The organism is Tardiphaga sp. 866_E4_N1_4 (assembly GCF_052076075.1).
Taxonomy (GTDB): Bacteria; Pseudomonadota; Alphaproteobacteria; order Rhizobiales; family Xanthobacteraceae; genus Tardiphaga; species Tardiphaga robiniae.
Window position 1 is genome coordinate 1,695,395 of sequence record NZ_CP197242.1, and the last position, 17,307, is coordinate 1,712,701.

At 61.4% G+C, this 17,307-nt stretch carries 21 protein-coding genes; 9 read left to right on the top strand and 12 right to left on the bottom strand.

Features of this window, described 5'->3' with window-relative positions; genetic code table 11:
* Window positions 1-35 precede the first annotated feature (35 nt).
* Window positions 36-602 carry a nitroreductase family protein gene (locus tag AB8B20_RS08530; RefSeq protein ID WP_439072264.1) on the top strand — a complete coding sequence of 189 codons (567 nt, stop codon included), beginning with the start codon at window positions 36-38 and terminating at the stop codon, window positions 600-602.
* A gap of 7 nt (window positions 603-609) precedes the next feature.
* On the opposite strand, the gene AB8B20_RS08535 is transcribed toward AB8B20_RS08530, so the two are convergent.
* Both AB8B20_RS08535 and AB8B20_RS08540 read right to left on the bottom strand, forming a co-directional pair.
* Complete coding sequence (locus AB8B20_RS08535) at window positions 610-3,078, bottom strand: putative bifunctional diguanylate cyclase/phosphodiesterase (protein WP_439072265.1); 2,469 nt, start codon at window positions 3,076-3,078, stop codon at window positions 610-612.
* A gap of 239 nt (window positions 3,079-3,317) precedes the next feature.
* Entirely contained in the window at window positions 3,318-4,388 is a 1,071-nt protein-coding gene (locus AB8B20_RS08540) for a hypothetical protein (protein ID WP_439072266.1), read from the bottom strand.
* 226 nt (window positions 4,389-4,614) lie between these two features.
* Between AB8B20_RS08540 and AB8B20_RS08545 the strand changes: the two genes are divergently transcribed.
* Window positions 4,615-5,667, top strand: coding sequence for a patatin-like phospholipase family protein (locus AB8B20_RS08545; RefSeq protein ID WP_170849844.1), 1,053 nt, complete (start codon window positions 4,615-4,617; stop codon window positions 5,665-5,667).
* Between the two features lie 11 nt (window positions 5,668-5,678).
* Here AB8B20_RS08545 and AB8B20_RS08550 read toward each other — a convergent pair whose 3' ends face one another.
* On the bottom strand, window positions 5,679-6,107 hold the full coding sequence (locus tag AB8B20_RS08550; protein WP_093762031.1) for a CBS domain-containing protein: 429 nt from the start codon (window positions 6,105-6,107) through the stop codon (window positions 5,679-5,681).
* Window positions 6,108-6,344: 237 nt separating this feature from the next.
* Window positions 6,345-7,118 (bottom strand): rhomboid family intramembrane serine protease, encoded by a 774-nt coding sequence (locus tag AB8B20_RS08555; RefSeq protein ID WP_231080204.1) that lies wholly within the window; start codon window positions 7,116-7,118, stop codon window positions 6,345-6,347.
* A 588-nt stretch (window positions 7,119-7,706) separates the two neighbouring features.
* On the opposite strand from AB8B20_RS08555, the gene AB8B20_RS08560 reads away from it, so the two are divergent.
* The 3 genes from AB8B20_RS08560 (at window position 7,707) to AB8B20_RS08570 (ending at window position 9,989) form a co-directional block, all read left to right on the top strand.
* Window positions 7,707-8,264: a PAS domain-containing protein gene (locus tag AB8B20_RS08560; RefSeq protein ID WP_089264908.1), complete on the top strand. Its 558-nt coding sequence runs from the start codon at window positions 7,707-7,709 to the stop codon at window positions 8,262-8,264.
* Between the two features lie 155 nt (window positions 8,265-8,419).
* Window positions 8,420-9,034, top strand: a complete 615-nt coding sequence (locus tag AB8B20_RS08565) for a PilZ domain-containing protein (protein WP_093762168.1) — start codon at window positions 8,420-8,422, stop codon at window positions 9,032-9,034.
* Window positions 9,035-9,365: 331 nt separating this feature from the next.
* A complete protein-coding gene (locus AB8B20_RS08570; RefSeq protein ID WP_089264910.1) occupies window positions 9,366-9,989 on the top strand; it encodes a transglutaminase-like cysteine peptidase in 624 nt (207 codons plus the stop codon).
* Window positions 9,990-10,236: 247 nt separating this feature from the next.
* On the opposite strand, the gene AB8B20_RS08575 is transcribed toward AB8B20_RS08570, so the two are convergent.
* From AB8B20_RS08575 to AB8B20_RS08585, 3 genes are all read right to left on the bottom strand, one after another.
* Window positions 10,237-10,476, bottom strand: coding sequence for a hypothetical protein (locus AB8B20_RS08575; protein ID WP_439064307.1), 240 nt, complete (start codon window positions 10,474-10,476; stop codon window positions 10,237-10,239).
* Window positions 10,477-10,541: 65 nt separating this feature from the next.
* Window positions 10,542-10,913: a hypothetical protein gene (locus AB8B20_RS08580; RefSeq protein ID WP_439072267.1), complete on the bottom strand. Its 372-nt coding sequence runs from the start codon at window positions 10,911-10,913 to the stop codon at window positions 10,542-10,544.
* A 155-nt stretch (window positions 10,914-11,068) separates the two neighbouring features.
* Window positions 11,069-11,365 carry a hypothetical protein gene (locus AB8B20_RS08585; RefSeq protein ID WP_175365517.1) on the bottom strand — a complete coding sequence of 99 codons (297 nt, stop codon included), beginning with the start codon at window positions 11,363-11,365 and terminating at the stop codon, window positions 11,069-11,071.
* 108 nt (window positions 11,366-11,473) lie between these two features.
* Here AB8B20_RS08585 and AB8B20_RS08590 point away from each other — a divergent pair, with 108 nt between their 5' ends.
* Genes AB8B20_RS08590 through AB8B20_RS08600 form a run of 3 tightly spaced genes read left to right on the top strand, consistent with a single transcriptional unit; the run spans window position 11,474 to window position 12,184 of the window.
* The gene (locus tag AB8B20_RS08590) at window positions 11,474-11,755 is read left to right on the top strand and encodes a hypothetical protein (protein ID WP_093762019.1); all 282 of its coding nucleotides are present in this window, start codon (window positions 11,474-11,476) and stop codon (window positions 11,753-11,755) included.
* A gap of 8 nt (window positions 11,756-11,763) precedes the next feature.
* On the top strand, window positions 11,764-12,042 hold the full coding sequence (locus tag AB8B20_RS08595; protein WP_439072268.1) for a hypothetical protein: 279 nt from the start codon (window positions 11,764-11,766) through the stop codon (window positions 12,040-12,042).
* The gene (locus tag AB8B20_RS08600) at window positions 12,011-12,184 is read left to right on the top strand and encodes a hypothetical protein (protein ID WP_170849843.1); all 174 of its coding nucleotides are present in this window, start codon (window positions 12,011-12,013) and stop codon (window positions 12,182-12,184) included. Before AB8B20_RS08595 ends, AB8B20_RS08600 begins: the two co-directional genes overlap by 32 nt.
* 120 nt (window positions 12,185-12,304) lie before the next feature.
* On the opposite strand, the gene AB8B20_RS08605 is transcribed toward AB8B20_RS08600, so the two are convergent.
* Window positions 12,305-12,835 carry a gamma carbonic anhydrase family protein gene (locus tag AB8B20_RS08605; protein ID WP_089264916.1) on the bottom strand — a complete coding sequence of 177 codons (531 nt, stop codon included), beginning with the start codon at window positions 12,833-12,835 and terminating at the stop codon, window positions 12,305-12,307.
* A gap of 48 nt (window positions 12,836-12,883) precedes the next feature.
* Complete coding sequence (locus AB8B20_RS08610) at window positions 12,884-13,213, bottom strand: DUF6949 family protein (RefSeq protein ID WP_089264917.1); 330 nt, start codon at window positions 13,211-13,213, stop codon at window positions 12,884-12,886.
* A gap of 229 nt (window positions 13,214-13,442) precedes the next feature.
* Between AB8B20_RS08610 and AB8B20_RS08615 the strand changes: the two genes are divergently transcribed.
* Complete coding sequence (locus tag AB8B20_RS08615; RefSeq protein WP_439072269.1) at window positions 13,443-14,150, top strand: hypothetical protein; 708 nt, start codon at window positions 13,443-13,445, stop codon at window positions 14,148-14,150.
* A 1,053-nt stretch (window positions 14,151-15,203) separates the two neighbouring features.
* On the opposite strand, the gene AB8B20_RS08620 is transcribed toward AB8B20_RS08615, so the two are convergent.
* The 3 genes from AB8B20_RS08620 to AB8B20_RS08630 are packed head-to-tail and all read right to left on the bottom strand — an operon-like array spanning window position 15,204 to window position 17,210.
* A complete protein-coding gene (locus AB8B20_RS08620; RefSeq protein ID WP_089264920.1) occupies window positions 15,204-15,809 on the bottom strand; it encodes a hypothetical protein in 606 nt (201 codons plus the stop codon).
* Window positions 15,810-15,813: 4 nt separating this feature from the next.
* Complete coding sequence (locus AB8B20_RS08625; protein ID WP_439072270.1) at window positions 15,814-16,452, bottom strand: hypothetical protein; 639 nt, start codon at window positions 16,450-16,452, stop codon at window positions 15,814-15,816.
* The gene (locus AB8B20_RS08630; RefSeq protein ID WP_231080120.1) at window positions 16,449-17,210 is read right to left on the bottom strand and encodes a MotA/TolQ/ExbB proton channel family protein; all 762 of its coding nucleotides are present in this window, start codon (window positions 17,208-17,210) and stop codon (window positions 16,449-16,451) included. Before AB8B20_RS08630 ends, AB8B20_RS08625 begins: the two co-directional genes overlap by 4 nt.
* Window positions 17,211-17,307: the final 97 nt, after the last annotated feature.

Here is a 17,307-nt window from a genome sequence, read left to right on the forward strand (position 1 = left end):
CAAATTCTTTGCATCCTCATCTGTGAGAACTGCCCGTGCCCGACATCATCGACTTCCTGAAGACCCGCCGCTCCGTCAAGCCGCGCGAAATGACCGGCTCCGGCCCCTCATCCGCCGAACTCGAAACCATCCTGACCATTGGGGCACGCGTGCCGGACCACGGCAAGCTGGCGCCATGGCGCTTCATCATTTTCGAGGGTGACGCCCGCAAACGCGCGGGCAACGTCATCGCCACCGTGTTCGCACGGAAGAATCCCGATGCACCTGTCGAGGAGATCGAGGCGCAGAAACACAAGCTGACGGAAGCGCCGCTGGTGATCGGCGTGGTGAGCATCATCAAGCCGCATCCGAAGATTCCGCCATGGGAGCAGGAACTGTCCGCAGGTGCGAGCTGCTTGAATATTGTGTCGGCCGCCACAGCCATGGGTTATGGCGCCAACTGGCTGACCGGCTGGATGGTCTATGACCGCGACGTGCTCGAAGGCCTCGGCCTCGCCGCCAATGAAAAACTGGCCGGCTTCATCCATATCGGCGGCAAACCCGACAAGGTGATCGAGGACCGGCCGCGGCCGGAACTCAAGGACGTCGTGACCCGGTTCTGAACCGGATTCACGCGGCCTGGGACGCCTGGCTGCCGAACCGGCGCAGCAGGTTCTCGATTTCCGAAGCTGGCTTGGCGGGGCTGAACAGAAAACCCTGCACCTCGTTGCAGCCTTCCGCGCGCAGCCAGTCCAGCTGATCGATCGTCTCGACGCCCTCAGCCGTCGTGGTGATGTTCATGCTGCGACCAAGCCCGGAGATCGCGCGCACGATGGCAACGCAATCCGGCCGCTCGATCAGATCCTTCACGAATGACCGATCGATCTTGATCTTGTCGAACGGAAAACTCCGCAGATAGCTCAGGCTGGAATAGCCGGTGCCGAAATCGTCCATCGAGATGCGGACGCCCAGCGCGCGTAGCTGATGCAGGATAGCCAGGTTGGCCTCGGTTTCTGCAAGAAAGACTGACTCGGTGATTTCCAGCTCAAGACGATGCGGCGACAGGCCGGAATAGGCCAGCGCAGCGACCACGACCTGCACCAGGTTGCGGCTGCGGAACTGCACCGGCGAGAGATTGACCGCGACCTTGATATCGTCCGGCCACTTGGCAGCTTCGGCGCAGGCCTTGCGCAGCACCCACTCGCCGAGCGTGACGATGAGGCCGATATCCTCGGCGACCGGGATGAAATCCGCCGGCGAGATCATGCCCTTCTCGGGATGTTTCCAGCGCAGCAGCGCTTCGAATCCAGTGATGCGATCGGCGGCCAGATCGACCAGCGGCTGGTAGTGCAATTCAAAGTCACCATCAGCGAAAGCGCTACGCAGATCGAGCTCCATGTCGCGGCGCTTCTGCGCCTGACGATCCATCTCGCGCTCGAAGAAGCGATGCACACCGCCACCTTCGGACTTGGCCCGATACAATGCCATGTCGGCATTGCGCATCAGCTCTTCGCTGGTATCGCCATCGCCAGGTGACATGGCGATACCGATGCTGGCGCCGATCACAACCTCGACGCCGTTCATGTCATAGGGCGCGCTGATGATCTCGATCAGCCGCGCGGCAAAATCGTTGGCTTCGTTCGGCGTGATATCGGCTGCCAGCACCACGGCAAATTCGTCGCCGCCGAGCCGGGCTGCGAGATTGTTGCCACGGACCTCGGCGCGCATTCGCGCGGCGACCATCTTCAGCAGCCGATCGCCCATCGGATGACCGAATGAGTCATTCACGTTCTTGAACAGATCGAGATCAATGCAGAGAACCGCGACATGTTTGGTCGGATTGTCGTGATCCAGCGCCTGGGCCAGACGCTCCTGATAAAAAACACGATTCGGCAAATCCGTCAGCGCATCGTGATGCGCCATATGCGCCACACGCGCCTCGGCCTTGCGACGCTCGGTAATGTCGACGACAGCCACGAGGAAGCCGTCGCGGCCTTCGAACATCACGCGGCGGCCATAGGTCAGCACCTCGATCTCGCTTCCGTCGGCCTTCAGGTGGCGCCAGTTGCGATCCGACTGATAGATATCTCCGAGCTGCATCAGCGCACGCGTGTGGAGCTCCCATTCATCGCGCGGCCAGATTTCCTTGAGTTGCATGCGCAGGAAAGTGGCGCGATCGTATCCGTAATGCGCGACAGCCGCGTCATTGACGCTGAGAAAATCCATCGTCTCGGCATCGAACACCCACATCGGCATCGGATTGCTGTCGAACAGCAGCCGGAACGAGGCCTCGCGGCGCTTAATGTCGGTGACGTCAGACACAGTCAGCGACACCAGGTCGCCAAAAGCGGTGGCGCTGAGCCGAAGGTTGCGATCATCGCTGTCGATTTCAAGCTGACCGCTCTGGCCATTGGCGATCATGGACAGCAGCCATTTCGTCACGCTCGGCAGCGACAATGCGTGGCCGCCTGCACTCAGCTTGCGCCACTGAAGGTCGGTAGGTGATACTTTCAGCAGGCGCGAAGCGCCCTGATTATGATGCACGATCTGGAAGTCAAAAGCCTGGCTTGCGGAATCCCGGATTGCCGCAAGCGACACGATGCCTTCGTCCGTCGACGAGAAGATCGCATCGACCAGATTGTAACGGGTGCCCTGCTCGTTGACATAGACGCCGACCAACCGGCCACCCCAGCGTGACGCTGTCGGCAGCGCCAGAATGTCATAGGTGTGGACGAGACCGTCACGCACGCAATGCGCCACCATCAGATGCGGCCTGTTGGCCTGCAACGCGCAGTTTGCGGCTTCCGTTAGCGCACGCACGCAATCAGGTGCCAGCACGTCGAGCGGAATGCCCCAGCGATCGTCACCCAACCACTGTTGCACATAGCGGCCGCTGCGTGACACTTCGAGCGTCTCACCTTCGACCTTCAGCAGGACGATGTGATCGGCCATCCGGCCAAGACTGCCGAGCATTACTTCTTCATAGCCGGGCAGAATCTGGCCGGGACGAACGGCCGCCCGCCATTTGCGTTGCAAGGCGGGAATGTCGTCGAACAACTTGACGTCCGGGCTTCCGGATAACTGTCTGGCCGCGGTCACGACATCCCCTTCGGAACACTTGTAGCGATACTTGCTATTCGGGCTATGGGGATTAACGTCATGTAAACGTTCCGCGGCCGCGCACGGCAACGACGTGTTGTAACGCGATAAACTGGCACGATGGTTAGTTGGCGATTCAGGACCATGACACGCGCATGACAATTCATTCGCGTTTGAAGCGTGTTGTCTGCAACGAGATCTTTGTTCTGGAAGATTGTTGAGTAGCTTGCGAGCAGCAGTTAGCGCGCGACGACTTCGATCTCGCCGTCGACGCCGTTCACGACGTTGAAGGGGCGCTCGAACACCTTGCCTTCGTTCTTGGCGATCGCGCGGTACTCGCCTTCCGCCAGTGTGACGCGCGGGAAGGCGCCGATCGATTCCTTGATGACGTCGCCGGCCGGCGTGATCACCGACCATGCGGTGTTGGCCAGGGCCTCGCCGCCCTTGTCGCTCACCAGCTTCATGGTGATGACTGCCGCACGATGCGTGATGGTCACGTCGGTGAGCTTGCTCGCCTGCACGCGGATGTCGGAGCGCACCACCGAATTGGCGTCGCCGTAATTCGAGATGATGTAGTAGGTGCCTTCCTGCAGCAGCACGACATCGCCGGCGGGAACGCTCGGCAGCAGTGGCGTGCGCTCGCCGCCTTCGAACTGGCTGCCCTTGTAGATCGAGAACGAGATCTGGTTCTGCGGAATCTTCGTGGTGCCGACGCGGCCCTCGATCCGCAATCCGCCTGCGGGCAGCACGAACGCTTCACGATCGGTCTCGGACTTGATGGTCACCGGACGAACGGCGCTCACAAGGCCCAGCGCCACATGGACCACATAGCTGCCCGGCGGCAGCACGATATTGGGCGTGGCGCCGCGATCCTCGCGGATCAGCTTGAAGGCACCAGTCTCGTCCGGTCGATCCGAATAGACCCGCCAGACCAGCCCGCTATTGATGACCGGCATATCCTTGCCGTAGCGCGCCGTCAGCGCCAGCACGCCCTGTGCGGGGCCCGTTGGAGCAGCCTGGACCGGCGATGGCACGGGCGGTGCGACATTGGCCACCGGCGGTTGCGTCAGCGGTGCCGGCAACAGGGGGGTGGAAGCAGGACCGGACGGCGGCGCGAGGCTGATGGCCGGCCCCGATGGGACATCCGGGATCGAGCCCGGCGGAACCGGTGCCGGGCGGTCCGAAAAGAACTGTGCGGACGCTATCCGGGGCAAGGCAACAGCCTGCAGCAGAGCGAGGGCCAGCACCATGGCCAGCCGTCCGCTCCGGCCGGATGTTCGCAAATCATGGCCCCGTGCAGTCATGGTCATGCTTTTCACCTAAAACGCGACAAATTCAAGCCTTGACGCGGATGTCTCGCCGCCAGACCCACAATCGCGTGAGGCCCCCAGGAACCGGTGCACCGTGCGGTAACGGGTCGCTCTGCAGTCACATTTGGTGCCTAAACCTCGCAAACGCGACATAAATCATGAATTAGCTACCGTCTGGAATGATGGCGCAGCTGCATTTAATATCGGCTGTGTCGAGGAGCTTTGTGTGCTGGAGATTTTGATGGGGCGCGGCCAGAATGGCGCGAACGGTCGCGACAAGCCTGGTTTGGGAAGCGTTCGACGTCCGATCATCGGTCTGGCGCTGGGCGGCGGTGCGGCGCGCGGTTTCGCCCATATCGGGATCCTCCGCACTTTGCTCGCCCATGGCATCGTCCCGAACGTCGTGGTGGGCACCTCGATCGGTGCCGTAGTTGGCGGATCCTACGCCGCCGGCCACCTCGATACGCTCGAGGAATGGGCGCGCAGTCTGCAGCCCCGCAATATTCTCAGCTATCTCGACATTCGCCTGAACGGCTCAGGCCTGATCGGCGGCAACAAGCTGGCCGCACAGCTCGAAGCGTCGCTGGGCCATACACTGATCGAAGATCTCCCGCTGAAATTCGCCAGCGTCGCCACTGAAGTTCGCACCGGTCATGAAATCTGGCTGACTCATGGTCGCCTGGTCGATGCAATGCGCGCGTCCTATGCGCTGCCGGGCATCTTCTCTCCGGTTCTGGTCGGCGATCGCTGGCTGGTCGACGGCGCGCTGGTCAATCCGGTGCCGGTATCGGCGGCGCGCGCGCTGGGCGCTGAGATTGTCATCGCAGCCAATCTCAGCAATGACGTGTTTGGCCATTCGACCACGATTTTCGACCATGGCACGGGACCTGAAATGGCCGAGCCCATCATCGAAGTCGAAGAGCCCAAGCGCGGTTTCAGCAAGTTCTTCTCGGCCGAGCGCACCATGAAACGCGAATTCTTCGGTGGCGGCGGACGACCGGGCATCTCTACCGTAATGGTCGATGCCTTCAACATCATGCAGGATCGCATCACCCGCGCGCGCCTTGCCGGCGATCCGCCGGATCTCCTGATCGCACCGCGCGTTGGCCGCATCGGCTGGTTTGATTTCCACCGCGCCGAAGAAATGATCACGCTCGGCGCGCGTGCTGCAGAACGCGCCGTCGAGTCCATTCAAGAGGCGATCGAGATCCTCGCCCCCGAAGTGGCAAACTCACCTGCGCCCGTCGTTGCGCAGAAGCCGACCACTTCGCAGAGTTGAGCGCGGCGGGCTCAGGCCGTCGCAATATATTCGCGCAGCGCTTCCTGTTCGCGTTCGAATTCGCGCAAGCGAAATTTGACGACGTCACCGATCGAGATCAGACCAACGACCTTCTCGTCCTCGATAACGGGCAGATGCCTGAATTTTCCGGTCGTCATCTTTTCCATGATTGCACCGACCGTATCGGCCGGTTTGCAGCCAATGACCTTGCGCGTCATTACGGCGCTCACGTCTTCATCCAGCGCCGAGGCGCCGCGTTCTCCGATCACCCGCACGATATCACGCTCAGACAGGATACCATCGATGTGGTGATGGCTCATCACCAGCACGGCACCTATTCTTCGCTGTGACAGCATCTGCACCACCGACGAGACCTTATCGTTCGGCGAGACGCTGATGATCTGGTGGCCTTTGGAATCGAGAATTGCACGTACCGTCATTGTCGCCTCCTAAGTCGACCATGCCCTTTGTCGGGCGCGGTCTTTCATTCTAGGGTCGTCAGACAGATGCAGTGTAACAGCGCAGTTCAACAGTCGTTCAGATGTGGTGATCGCACTGAAACACCGTTCGCGCCGGGAACGGGATCGACCTCAAGGGCCGAACCTGCCAACGTGAGTCACCTGTCGAATACATAAGATGGATCAAATGCGTCGGCCTCGCAAGAAGCCGGTACGCGCTTAATGCAGGTCGGAGATGTCCGGAGACGATGTTTGCGAACCCGTGCGTTGCAACCTCGGAATAGGATCGAACAGCGAGAACAGCAGCAGCCCGGCGAAGAAGCCGCCGATATGCGCCTGCCACGCAACGCTCGCCCCTTCCGCGCCGATCGCAATCGAGCCGACACCGAAGATGATATTGACGCCGAACCAGACCGCCAGAAATCCGATCACGCGCGGATCGCGCAACGAACGCAACAAAGGAAGCGCCGGCACACGTGCCGCTTCATCGGCATCGCCGCGGTTGAACGACAGGAAGCTGCCGCGCACGAAGGCAAAACGGATGGCCGCGGCCATGGCGCCGGAGACCGAAGCCGAGGCGCCGATCATCGGTGCGAGTGCGTGTTCATGGGTAACCAGATGCGCGGCGGCACCAGCCACAGCCGTCACCGCCATGAAGATGAAGAAGCGGACCGCGCCGAAGCGCCGCGCCAGCGCGCTGCCGAACGGCAGCAGCCACAACACGTTGAAGCCGATATGGCTGAGATTGGCGTGCAACAGGGAGTAAGTGACGAAACTCCATACTTTGGCGCCATTGCCGCCGGGAAAAGGCATCGACAGCAGCGTCTGGTCGTAGCGCTTCGGAATGAAACCGAAGACCTCAATGGTCCAGTATTCCAGATCCACCGGCAGCAACATGCGGATAATGTGGATCACGGCAAGCAACCCGACATAGGCCGTCAGGGCACCCGGCAGGGTCAGGATCGGTTCGCGCGGGGGAGCGGGGGAATCCAAGGTGTCCAAGGGGATAACGGCCTGTCAGCGGCTCTGGCGAGCGATGCTCCAGATAGTCGGCTTTGCCGGTACCACGCAAGCTCGGGATCGCCGCGGGGCAGCAAACCCACCCGAAAAGAAAAGGGAGAGCCTCTGAGAAAGGCTCTCCCCGGGTCCGTCTTGATCTTTTCCCGCGGATGGATGTCCCGGTGTGCCGGACAAGCCGACATCCCCACCCCTCCCCGCGTGATGACCAATTCTGTTTTCAGCCACCTGTTTATCGAAGCGCGTCACGAACTGCTGGAGACAGTCCGCTCCGCTCTGGAGTGAGCAGGAGACTACCGGCAATCCCCGCGTTGCCAAGCGCATGCTTAACTTAGAGTTAACGGCGAACCGGTCCACCCGCTCCGAAACCGGACGGTTAATGAGATCCTAACAATCATAGTAAACTTAACCTTAACGGCGGATACCCGCCCGAACGCGGTGGAAAACGCGCCTTCGGCATGGACGCTGCAATGACTGATCTGCACAACATGTAGCGGCGAGCGATGGATGGATTCGGGACAGAAATGTCCCCGATCCACTGCAAGCCGGGTCAGGATCAGGCGAATGAAACATCCATCCAGCCGCGCGTTCTTCGCCTATTGGGACGACAAACGCGGTTTTGCACGCGCTCCCGATCGGAGCGAGCTGGAACCCGGCCCCGTGCGCGAATTGCTCGGCGATATCTTCGTGCTGTCCTATGACCAGCCCGTCGAATTCCCGTTCCGCGTGGCCGGCACAAGAGTTTGTGCCCTGCTGGGCCGCGACCTGAAGAACCAGCCGTTTCCGTTGCTGTTCGCCCCCGAGTGTCGCGACGAGATCCGGGACATGATCACCGTCGTATCCGAGGAGCAACTCGTCGCCGTTGCTGGCGTGACCGCAATGACCGAATTCGGTCAGAAGGCGCATCTGGAACTGCTGTTGCTGCCATTCGCGACGCGCGCGCATTCCCCTATCAGCCTGACCGGCCTGCTGGCGCCCATGTATGAAGTCCGCGGCCGGCTCGGCGCATTCCAGCTGACGTCGTTCCGCTATCTCGCCCACCAGCCGCAGCGCTTTGCGCCGCGCGCCCTGCGCAAACTGCAGGTTGCCCGCGGCCTGATGGTCTATGAAGGGCTGCGCTGAGCAGCCTTCTACATACGCTGCTCATTATAAGTATAAGTGTCGCGCAGAACAATCACGCCAACTGGTTGCGCCAGTTCGGTATTTGCTAACGCGGCGTTAACCCTACGGGCCGTAGGGTCGGTCGAAACTCGACCAGCATGACCGGCACGACACTGATGGCGTTCGCGCAAACAAAATCGATTCTTCCGTCTGCAGAAGAACGCCGTCGCTTTCAGCGGGTGAAAGTGCACCTGCTTGGCCGCTATATGCTGCCGGATCGCCGCGAGTTTCCGTGTCAGGTCATCAATATGTCGCCCGGCGGCCTCGCGCTGCTCGGTCCCGGCATCGGCAATGTGGGCGACCGCGTCATCGCCTATCTCGATCATATCGGCCGTGTCGAAGGTAAAATCACCCGGATCATCGACAACGGCTTCGCCATGACCGTGGGTGCGACACCGCGCAAACGCGACAAACTGGCAGCCCAGCTGACCTGGCTGGCCAACCGCGACATTCTCAATCTGCCGGAAGACCGCCGCCACGACCGTATCGTGCCGCGCAATCCGATGGTGCTCCTCACCCTCGAGGATGGCGTCCAGATGAACGGCCGCATTATCGACCTGTCGCTGTCCGGCGCCGCTATTGCGGCAGAGAAGCGTCCGCCGCTGAACTCGATTGTCATGCTCGGCCGAATCCAGTCCCGCGTGGTCCGCCATCTCGAAGAAGGCTTCGCGCTGGAGTTCTTCCACGAGCAGTTGGCAGAGACGCTCGAAGACAGCGTCAACGCCCGGTAAACGGCCGAACGCCCCCGATCCTCGTTTTTCAATGTCCTGAAGGCGCTATATGCGTCAGCGGATACCGTTGCGCGTCATCTGCACGCGGGCGCGAGGGGTTAATTTCACGCCGCTTTGCGCACGCAAGTTCCTGAATTGCAGCATTCAAGCCATTAACGCGTAAAATTTGAATCAAATACAATTAGCTAAAATTTGAATCACATTCGATTCAAGTATAGTTCGAATTCGCCGCGCCTTTTACTTGTAATCGCTTCAATTGTACTTGAGCGATTTAGCGGCGACGAAAATCCTTTGTGCGAAACATGGTCCCAACAAGAAAACGGGGGCCACAATGTTTGGTAACAAGGGGCGATACTTCGGACTGGCCGTTTTAGCAGTCCTTCTTGGAGTGACTTCGTCGGCACGTGCCGGCAACGAAAAACTCTACGCAAGCCTGGGCGACAGCACACGCGCACCGATCGGCTGGGTCGAATTCTGTTCAGACAATCCGGCCGACTGCCGCGGCGGTGCGACGCAAGCACGTGACATCGTCATCACGCAGACTGCGTGGAAGGATCTGGTGCGGGTCAATCGCTGGGTCAACGAGACCATCAAGCCAATGACCGACATGGATCATTGGGGCGTGATCGAAAAGTGGTCGCTGCCATCAGACGGTTACGGTGACTGCGAAGACTATGTACTCCTGAAGCGCAAGATGCTGATCGAAGCAGGCTGGCCACGTGAGGCGCTGCTGATCACCGTGGTGCGTGACAAGAAGGGCGAAGGCCACGCCGTACTCACGGTGAAGACGGACAAGGGCGAATACGTTCTGGACAACCAGAATGAGAACGTCCTCGCCTGGACCGAGACCGGCTACCGCTTCGTCAAACGCCAGTCACAGAGCGATCCGAATGTGTGGGTCTCGCTCGGCGACAACCGTCCTGCAGTGGCTACGGCCAGCGCGCGGGATCGCTAAACAACACGAATTCGAGACACGCGACCCGGTCACATCCCCACCCCTCCCCGTCCCAGACCGGATCGCGCGCGCCCGAACCTCCCCCAAGGTTCGGGCGCAACTTTTTGAGGTGGTGGCCACGCAGCCTCCGACAGGAAACGGCCGACGACGCGTGGAAGCAGATGCAGGCCTGGCTGACAAAGTACAAAGTGCTGGGCTGATCCCGGACTGCTGTCTGAGAAACCCGAACCGACAAAAAATCGCCGCGCTAGTCGCGGCGGTTTGCGTTTCGGTCGATGGTGCCGTCGGGCCGATAGCCGAAGCGGACGAGTGCAATCGCTGTCAACCGCTTCCCGAACCGGCGCTCGAACTCACAGAACATCCAGACGAAAGCCATCACCAGCGCAAAGACGGTGGTGACAAACAGTAGCGTGAGACTGGCAATGTCGAGGGTCATGGTCATCGTTTCGATTTTGCAAAACGCGTACCAGACAATCTGACCAGCCATGATGTGGCTCCAGCACAGCTATGCTGGAGCCGACGAGGTAATCAGGTGGCGTCGCTCAAGGCCAATCAGTCACAAACCTCGACACGACGCACCCGATATCCAGCCGGTGTCCGTACGCGCTTACGCGTTATGTAACATCCGCCATCGTCATCATAACCGCCATAAGCGTAGGGGTACCCACCGTAATACGCATAGGGGCCGTAGCCGTAGTAACCGCCATAAAGGCCGGCGCCGGCGAGGCCAAATCCCAATCCTATTCCAGCACCGCGAAATCCACGGCCGGGGCCGCCGCCATGCCAGCCACCACCACCATGGAATCCACCGCCGTGGAATCCGCCGCCACCATGCCCGCCGCCACCGCGCGCCGATGCGGCTGTCGGCGCGACCAGCGCGACTGCGGCAAGGGTCAACAGACCAAACACCAATTTGCGTAACATCAACTACACTCCGTCACGGGTCACTTACAGCGCCGCCCAGTCAAATAGGTAGCTCTTTCGTTCGCGAACCGCCACGGTGCTACGATCAATAGCCGTCACTTGTTCGCGACTGTCGGTTACGGTGTGTTGCTGAACGCCTGTCTCGCAAAGCTGCGCTAGCAACCCTTGCAGATGCTCTTCACCTTGCGATCGACGGCACGATCCTGCGCATCGACTGCTGCATCGCCTGTCGCCGGCTTGCCATCGGGCGACGCCTGTCCGGTCCCGCTCGCGCCTGCCGTGATCCCGGTCGCGGCGCGTCCACCGCTCGCATTCGCCGTGCCTGCACTATTGGTACCCGCAGCGCCACCGGTCGCGCCGCCACCTGCACTGCCGGATTGGGCGAACGCCGCGACTGAAGACAACAGGACGGTAGCCGTTGCAGCCGCGATGAGTTTCGAGGAATGCGCCATTGGAAATCTCCTTTGGCGTTCAACGAGACCAGCGGAAACGGGTTCCGTTGCGGGAACGAATTTGGCGCCGGCGGCTTGAATCCCTGACATTGCCGAGGAGAAGCCTGCGTGTCCTGGGACAAGCCGTTTCGCGAACCGATCGAATTGCCCGACGGCAACACGCTGGTGTCGCTGCGCGACGCCGGCGCTTACATCACACAGCTGTCACCATCTGAACACGATGCAAAGGAGTGGCAGACTGCGATGCATTGCCTGATCGAGGCGGCCGACTACGGCGGCCCCATCAGTTTCGCGCGGCTCGGCGTTGCACAGGCACTGCATCGCCATCAGGAGAAAGTATTCGACCCGACGCGCAAGCGATCGCGCTGGCGCAAGCCGGGCCTCAGTTAGCAGATGTCATGCGCAAGCTGATCGACTTCGACGACGAGACCCTCGACAAGCTCATCCAGCTCGGCCGCGACCGCATGGCGACGGCGCAAGAACTTGCCGATGAAGCTTTCGCCGACCTCCTGAAGAAGCACGGCGTTCCGATCGATCTCAAGGATGCGCTCCGCAAGAGCGTGAAAGCCACCGGTCCATCATCGGCATCAAGCCGCAACACTGCGATGCGCCCCGCCTCGTCACGTCCAGCAAGGAAGAAGGCCCATGCCAAACGATCCGCAAAAAGATCCATTTGAGGAAGGCGAGCGTGCCGCCAGCGAGGGCATTCCTGCCGAGGCCAATCCCTATCAGGACGGCACCGAGGAGCATTCGCTATGGAGCGCCGGCCACGAGCGCGTGGCCGGCGAAACAGAAGCCAATGAGTCCGAAGGGACGTGATCGCGCGCAGCACGATCACAACGAGAGCCTTTTCGGATCTTAAAATCAGAACCGAGGCTCTGGCCTTTTGTTGACGCGTTTTCTTGATGCGACCCGGTACCCGCTTCGCTCGAAAACGCTCTAGCCGATCTTCTTGAGACCTTTCTGGAAGCGCGGGCCGTTTGCCGCGTAGAACCGCGCCGCGCTGCCCATAGCCGTCACCTGCTCCGGCGACAGCGTGCGAATGACGCGCGCCGGCGATCCGATGATCAGCGAATTCTCCGGAAATTCCTTGCCCTCGGTGATCACCGAGCCGGCGCCCACGATGCTGTTCTTGCCAATTTTTGCGCCGTTCATCACGATCGAGCCCATGCCGATCAGCGCGCCATCCTCGATGGTGCAGCCGTGCAGGATGACGTTGTGGCCGACGGTGCAGTTCTTGCCGATGGTCAGGGGAAAGCCCTTGTCGGTATGGCACGTGCAGTTGTCCTGCACATTGGAGCCTTCACCGATCTCGATCCATTCGTTGTCGCCGCGCAGCACCGCGCCGAACCAGACACTCGCCTGCTCCAGCAAACGAATCTTGCCGATCACATCGGCCGTGTCGGCGATGAAGTAATTTCCGCTAGCCGGAAGATCCGGTCCCTGCCCGTCGAGTTCGTAGATTGCCATGATTTAGTGGTCTCCCTTTGCGGGAGACACTGCCACGGATTCTTGCGCTTAGGCCAGTATGCCCAGCGCTTCCAGGGTCATCACGATGAAGGTGCCGGACATCAGGCTCCAGATGCCCGACAGCACTGTCGCGATCATCACGAACTGAACGCGATGCTGCTCGGCCGCGCCGTTGCGCAGGGTGTTGCGCATGATGATGAAGGGCGCCGTGAAGACCAGCAGCGGCACGGCTGCGAAGGCTTCAGGGGACGGCCCCTGCTGGAGCAGGCTGAAGCTCGGGGGACGTTTGGCAAAGGCCTGATAGGCGCTTGCAATGGCGCCTGCGAGCGCGAAGCCAATGCATAGCTGGAAGAATGAATTCAACGCATCGGGGGACATCGAAGCTCTTTCACGGCACATACAAACACCGCCCTGCATCGCAAAATGCGAAGCTCCCCGCCAGCACAACGTTAATAAAGGGTTAACGGCACGGTCGGGAACCGCGTGCGGTGCATGGCTCCCGGATACCGCCTGCGGCGAGGCGCGCGAGGCCGTTAACCATCGGCTGGCATATTCGCGGTTGATTCGCCCACCCGGTACACCGTCCCAGTTCCAATTTAGCGTGCGCATGTCTCTGCTGTTTCCGACCCACCCGACGACGCGGCCGCGGCGCCGCCACCGCCGCAACCACGTCGTACCGATGCTGATCGGTGCAGCGCTTGCAGCCCCCGCTATCGCAGTGGTGGCCTATCTGTTGTGGCCGACCTGGCAGAGCCAGAAGCCCGGCGATCCCGACCGCATCCCGGTGAGCGTGGGCGCCACACTGTTCAACGTCCCGACCCATGCGTTTCGCCGCAAGGTGCAGAAACATTCAGGGCCGCAGGAACGCGTCGATCTGAGCTATGTCTATCCATCGCTGGAAGCGAGCAACCTGCCGAGGCATGTCAGCGTCGAGAATTTCGATGAGAACGCGCAGCCGATCGATCGCATCTTCGTCTCGATCTCGGCGCATCACGATGCGACCTCGCCGGACACCCGCCTGCGCACGATCTATCCGCGCTATATCGACCGTGCGACATCAAGCGAAGACGGGCTGACCACGCAGCCATTCCGCGACAACTCGTCCTACAGCAATGAAGATCTGTTTCTCGGCACGACGCCAGCGCTGGTGGCGCGCTGCACGCGCGACGGTGCCACGGAAGGCATGTGCATGAGCGAACGCCGCATCGGCGGCGCCGATCTCATCTTCCGCTTTCCGCGTAGCTGGCTCGCGCAATGGCGCGATGTCGGCAATGCGATGGATCGACTGACGACGCAGCTCAGCGGGCTGCGGTAAACGCCCTCGTCGTGATTGCGTTGATCGTAGGATGTGGGGTGAGCGTCTGCGCGATGCGCCTGCGCTCACTCCATCCCACGATCTTGCTTAACCCTCTCCGTCGTCATGGCCGGATAGCGCGAAGTGAGCTTCGCTAGATGTTCCGGCCATCCACGCCTTTCTCCGCGGCCAAGGCGTGGATACCCGGCATTCGCCGGGCATGACGGCGTTTGGTTTGAGCGTGCGCGCGTCACGCTAGTTCAGATTCAACTGCCAAACAGCCACTGCTCTTCAGACATGCGTCATCACCCCCATTGTTTGCGGCGCGGGGGCGCCGTCGTCGCTTGCATTCCCACCCTCTTGTGAGAGGGCGTGCGGAACGCCGGGTGCCCGTTGCACCCTTGGGCCTGATGCGAATGCGGTCTTCCGCAGGTTAGTGTGCATCAGGACTTTCGGAGGCGCCGAGCGATTGCCCGGCGTTCCGCATGCGGTGTTTTTTCGGTTGCTTGCACATCTGCCATGGCGAACGGTCCCATCACCAAAATTAATGTCCCAGGGCGGAGGGACAGGGTAGCCGCAAAGCACTTGGCCGAACGCGTTTCGATTTGGTCGTCCGTCACACTGTCCAAGGCTCTTTCCATCTCAAGGTCGGCCGTGTCCTTGCCAGTGGCAGTCCTGGCGCAGATCCGTCCTGCCCGAAGACAGACGTCACCCATGAACCGCGTGACGCCGCATCTCCGGCGTCCACCGCATCCCACCCCGCGAACGTGACGATCGCGATCGCCCCTCTCGGTGGGGCAGGACGATGGGGAATATAAACCTGATGGGGATGGTGTCAACGGGAGATAGGAAAAAATGTTTGGCGCCTTTCCAACCCCAAACTGTCATTCCGGGGCGGCTGCGCACCTTCGCGCAGACGAACCCGGAATCCCGGCGTGCTTTGCGCAAAACATTCCGGGATTCCGGGTTCGCGCTCTGCCGGCTTCGCCGGCGACGCGCGCCCCGGAATGACGAGATCCGACCGCCACCCCAAGCGGAGCTGCGCGGAGCTAACCTTCGCGCCGGCCATCGCCGCTACGGCACATCTTTGGCTGGCAGGACGGGCACGGGCAGCGGGGCGAATGTGATGGACTGGGAGTCGCCGCGCATGAAAGCGGGGTCCAGCAGGCCACCGCCGGACGGATCGCCACCCGGCTCCCCGCTGGCGAACAGCGCACCTGGCGGGCCACCAGGTGGCAACTCGCCCTCGCCGGATCCGAATTGCGCGGCACGCCCGCCTTGCGGATGACCCGCGGCGATCTCGGTGCGCGCACGCTCGGCCTTGCGCGCGAGCGCAGTGGAGTAAGGCCGCCGATAGGCCCGCGGCGCCCCGCTCGGGAGATTGTCGTCGTCGAGGGCCTCGACCCACATGTGGATGGCACCGGGCTCGCCCTGGGCGATGTTGGGCTCGACGCTGCGCACCCACAACAACTGGAAGTTCGGCGGCAGCGGATCGTCCGCCGACCAGCCTAGCAGGCCCTGGGTGCGGAAGAACACCAGCACGTAAAACGCCGAAGTCACCGCCACCGCGCCGGCCTTCACCGGCCACGGCAGCCGCGTCCGCACCACCGCCAGCAACAGCAACAGGCCGAGTAGCACGTAGCCGAGCGACAGACCGATAATGCTGGTTTGCAGGCTCATCGCTTCATCCGGCCTTGCGCTCCCTGTACCGCTTGTTCAGCATCTGCACGAGCGATGTCTGGTCGTGATTGACCTCGGTAACGTTGCCGGTCTTGTCCATGATGAAGCGCACCGCGGTGGTCTCGGCGCCGCCATGATCGACATTGACGGTGTCGTAGTGCACCACCTGTACTTTCGGATTCAGCTTCTCGACCTTGACCGTCACTGGCACTGGCTGTCCGGTCAGCGCGGCGAAATGGTAGATGTTGACGATGTACTCGCCGGCCACGATGCCGCGCAGGCTGACGATCTCCTGGCGGATCGGCGAGAGCACCTTCTGGCCGTTGACCATGATGAAATCGTTGAGCCCGCCGCGGTCATCGCGGTCGAGCACCATGAAGCCGGTCTCGCGCCGCCGGTACCATACAATGTTGCCGAGCGGATCCTGCACGAACATGTCGATGTCGTCCGGGTGTTTGTCGGGCCAGCTCACCGTGATTATGAATTCCAGCTTGGGATCGACCTTGCCTTCGTCGTCTTTGGTCTTGATCGCCAGCAGCGCGATGAAGAACAGGAAGGCGATCACCTGCAGCGCCTTGAACAGCATGACGCCGAGCGGATCGAACGGTGCTTCCTTGCCAGAGAATTCAAACTCGTCGATCACTTCGCATGCTCCGCTTCACGTTCGAGCAGCGACACGGCGTGGACGTCGATGACGCCGACGGCAAAGGCGAACAGTTTGGCGGTCGCATCCTCCAGCATGTAATACTGGATGCGGATCAGGATCGAACCGATCAGCCCCGCCAGCGTGGTATACATCGCCACCGCCATGCCCTCGCTCATCAGGTTCATGGAGGCCTTGATGGCGCCCTGATTGCCGGTGTCGAGGCCAGCGATCGGCGCCAGCATCATGATGAAGCCAACTATCGTGCCGATCAGGCCGAGTTTCATCAGCGTGTCACCGGCAAAGCCGCCGAAGCCGTTCGAGCCGCGCAAATTTCCGGCGAGACGACGCAGCAGCAGCGTCTGGTCGAGCTGCCGACCGCTTTGCAGTGCGGACTTCACGGCGAGGTCGCGGATATGCGACGCCATCAAGCCTTTTGGTAACGCACCGACGCCGTCGATCGCGACACCGTCGCCGGCCACGACGATGCGTTGGCCGCCCTCCGCGAATAGCTCCGCTGCACCCCGCGCCGCGTCGGCTTCGCGCGACACTGCGATCAGGCGCCACAGGCAATGCAGCGACGCACCGAAATAGAGCAGGACGATCACTGACGAGATATAGGTGCGATCGACGGCAAGCATCTGCCGCACCAGGCCATAGTGCCAAAGCAGAACCGCGGCGAACAGGCAGAGCCCGGTAAAGATCAACCAGTGCAGCAGCGGCGCGCGATCCGCCGGATCGAGATGATGCCGGCTCACCACATGTCCCTCCTGCTGGTTGTTTCACCGATCACGATCGGCGGTTGGCTTCAATCTGCCGCCTGTATGACTGAGCCTCCAAGGGCATCGCACCCGC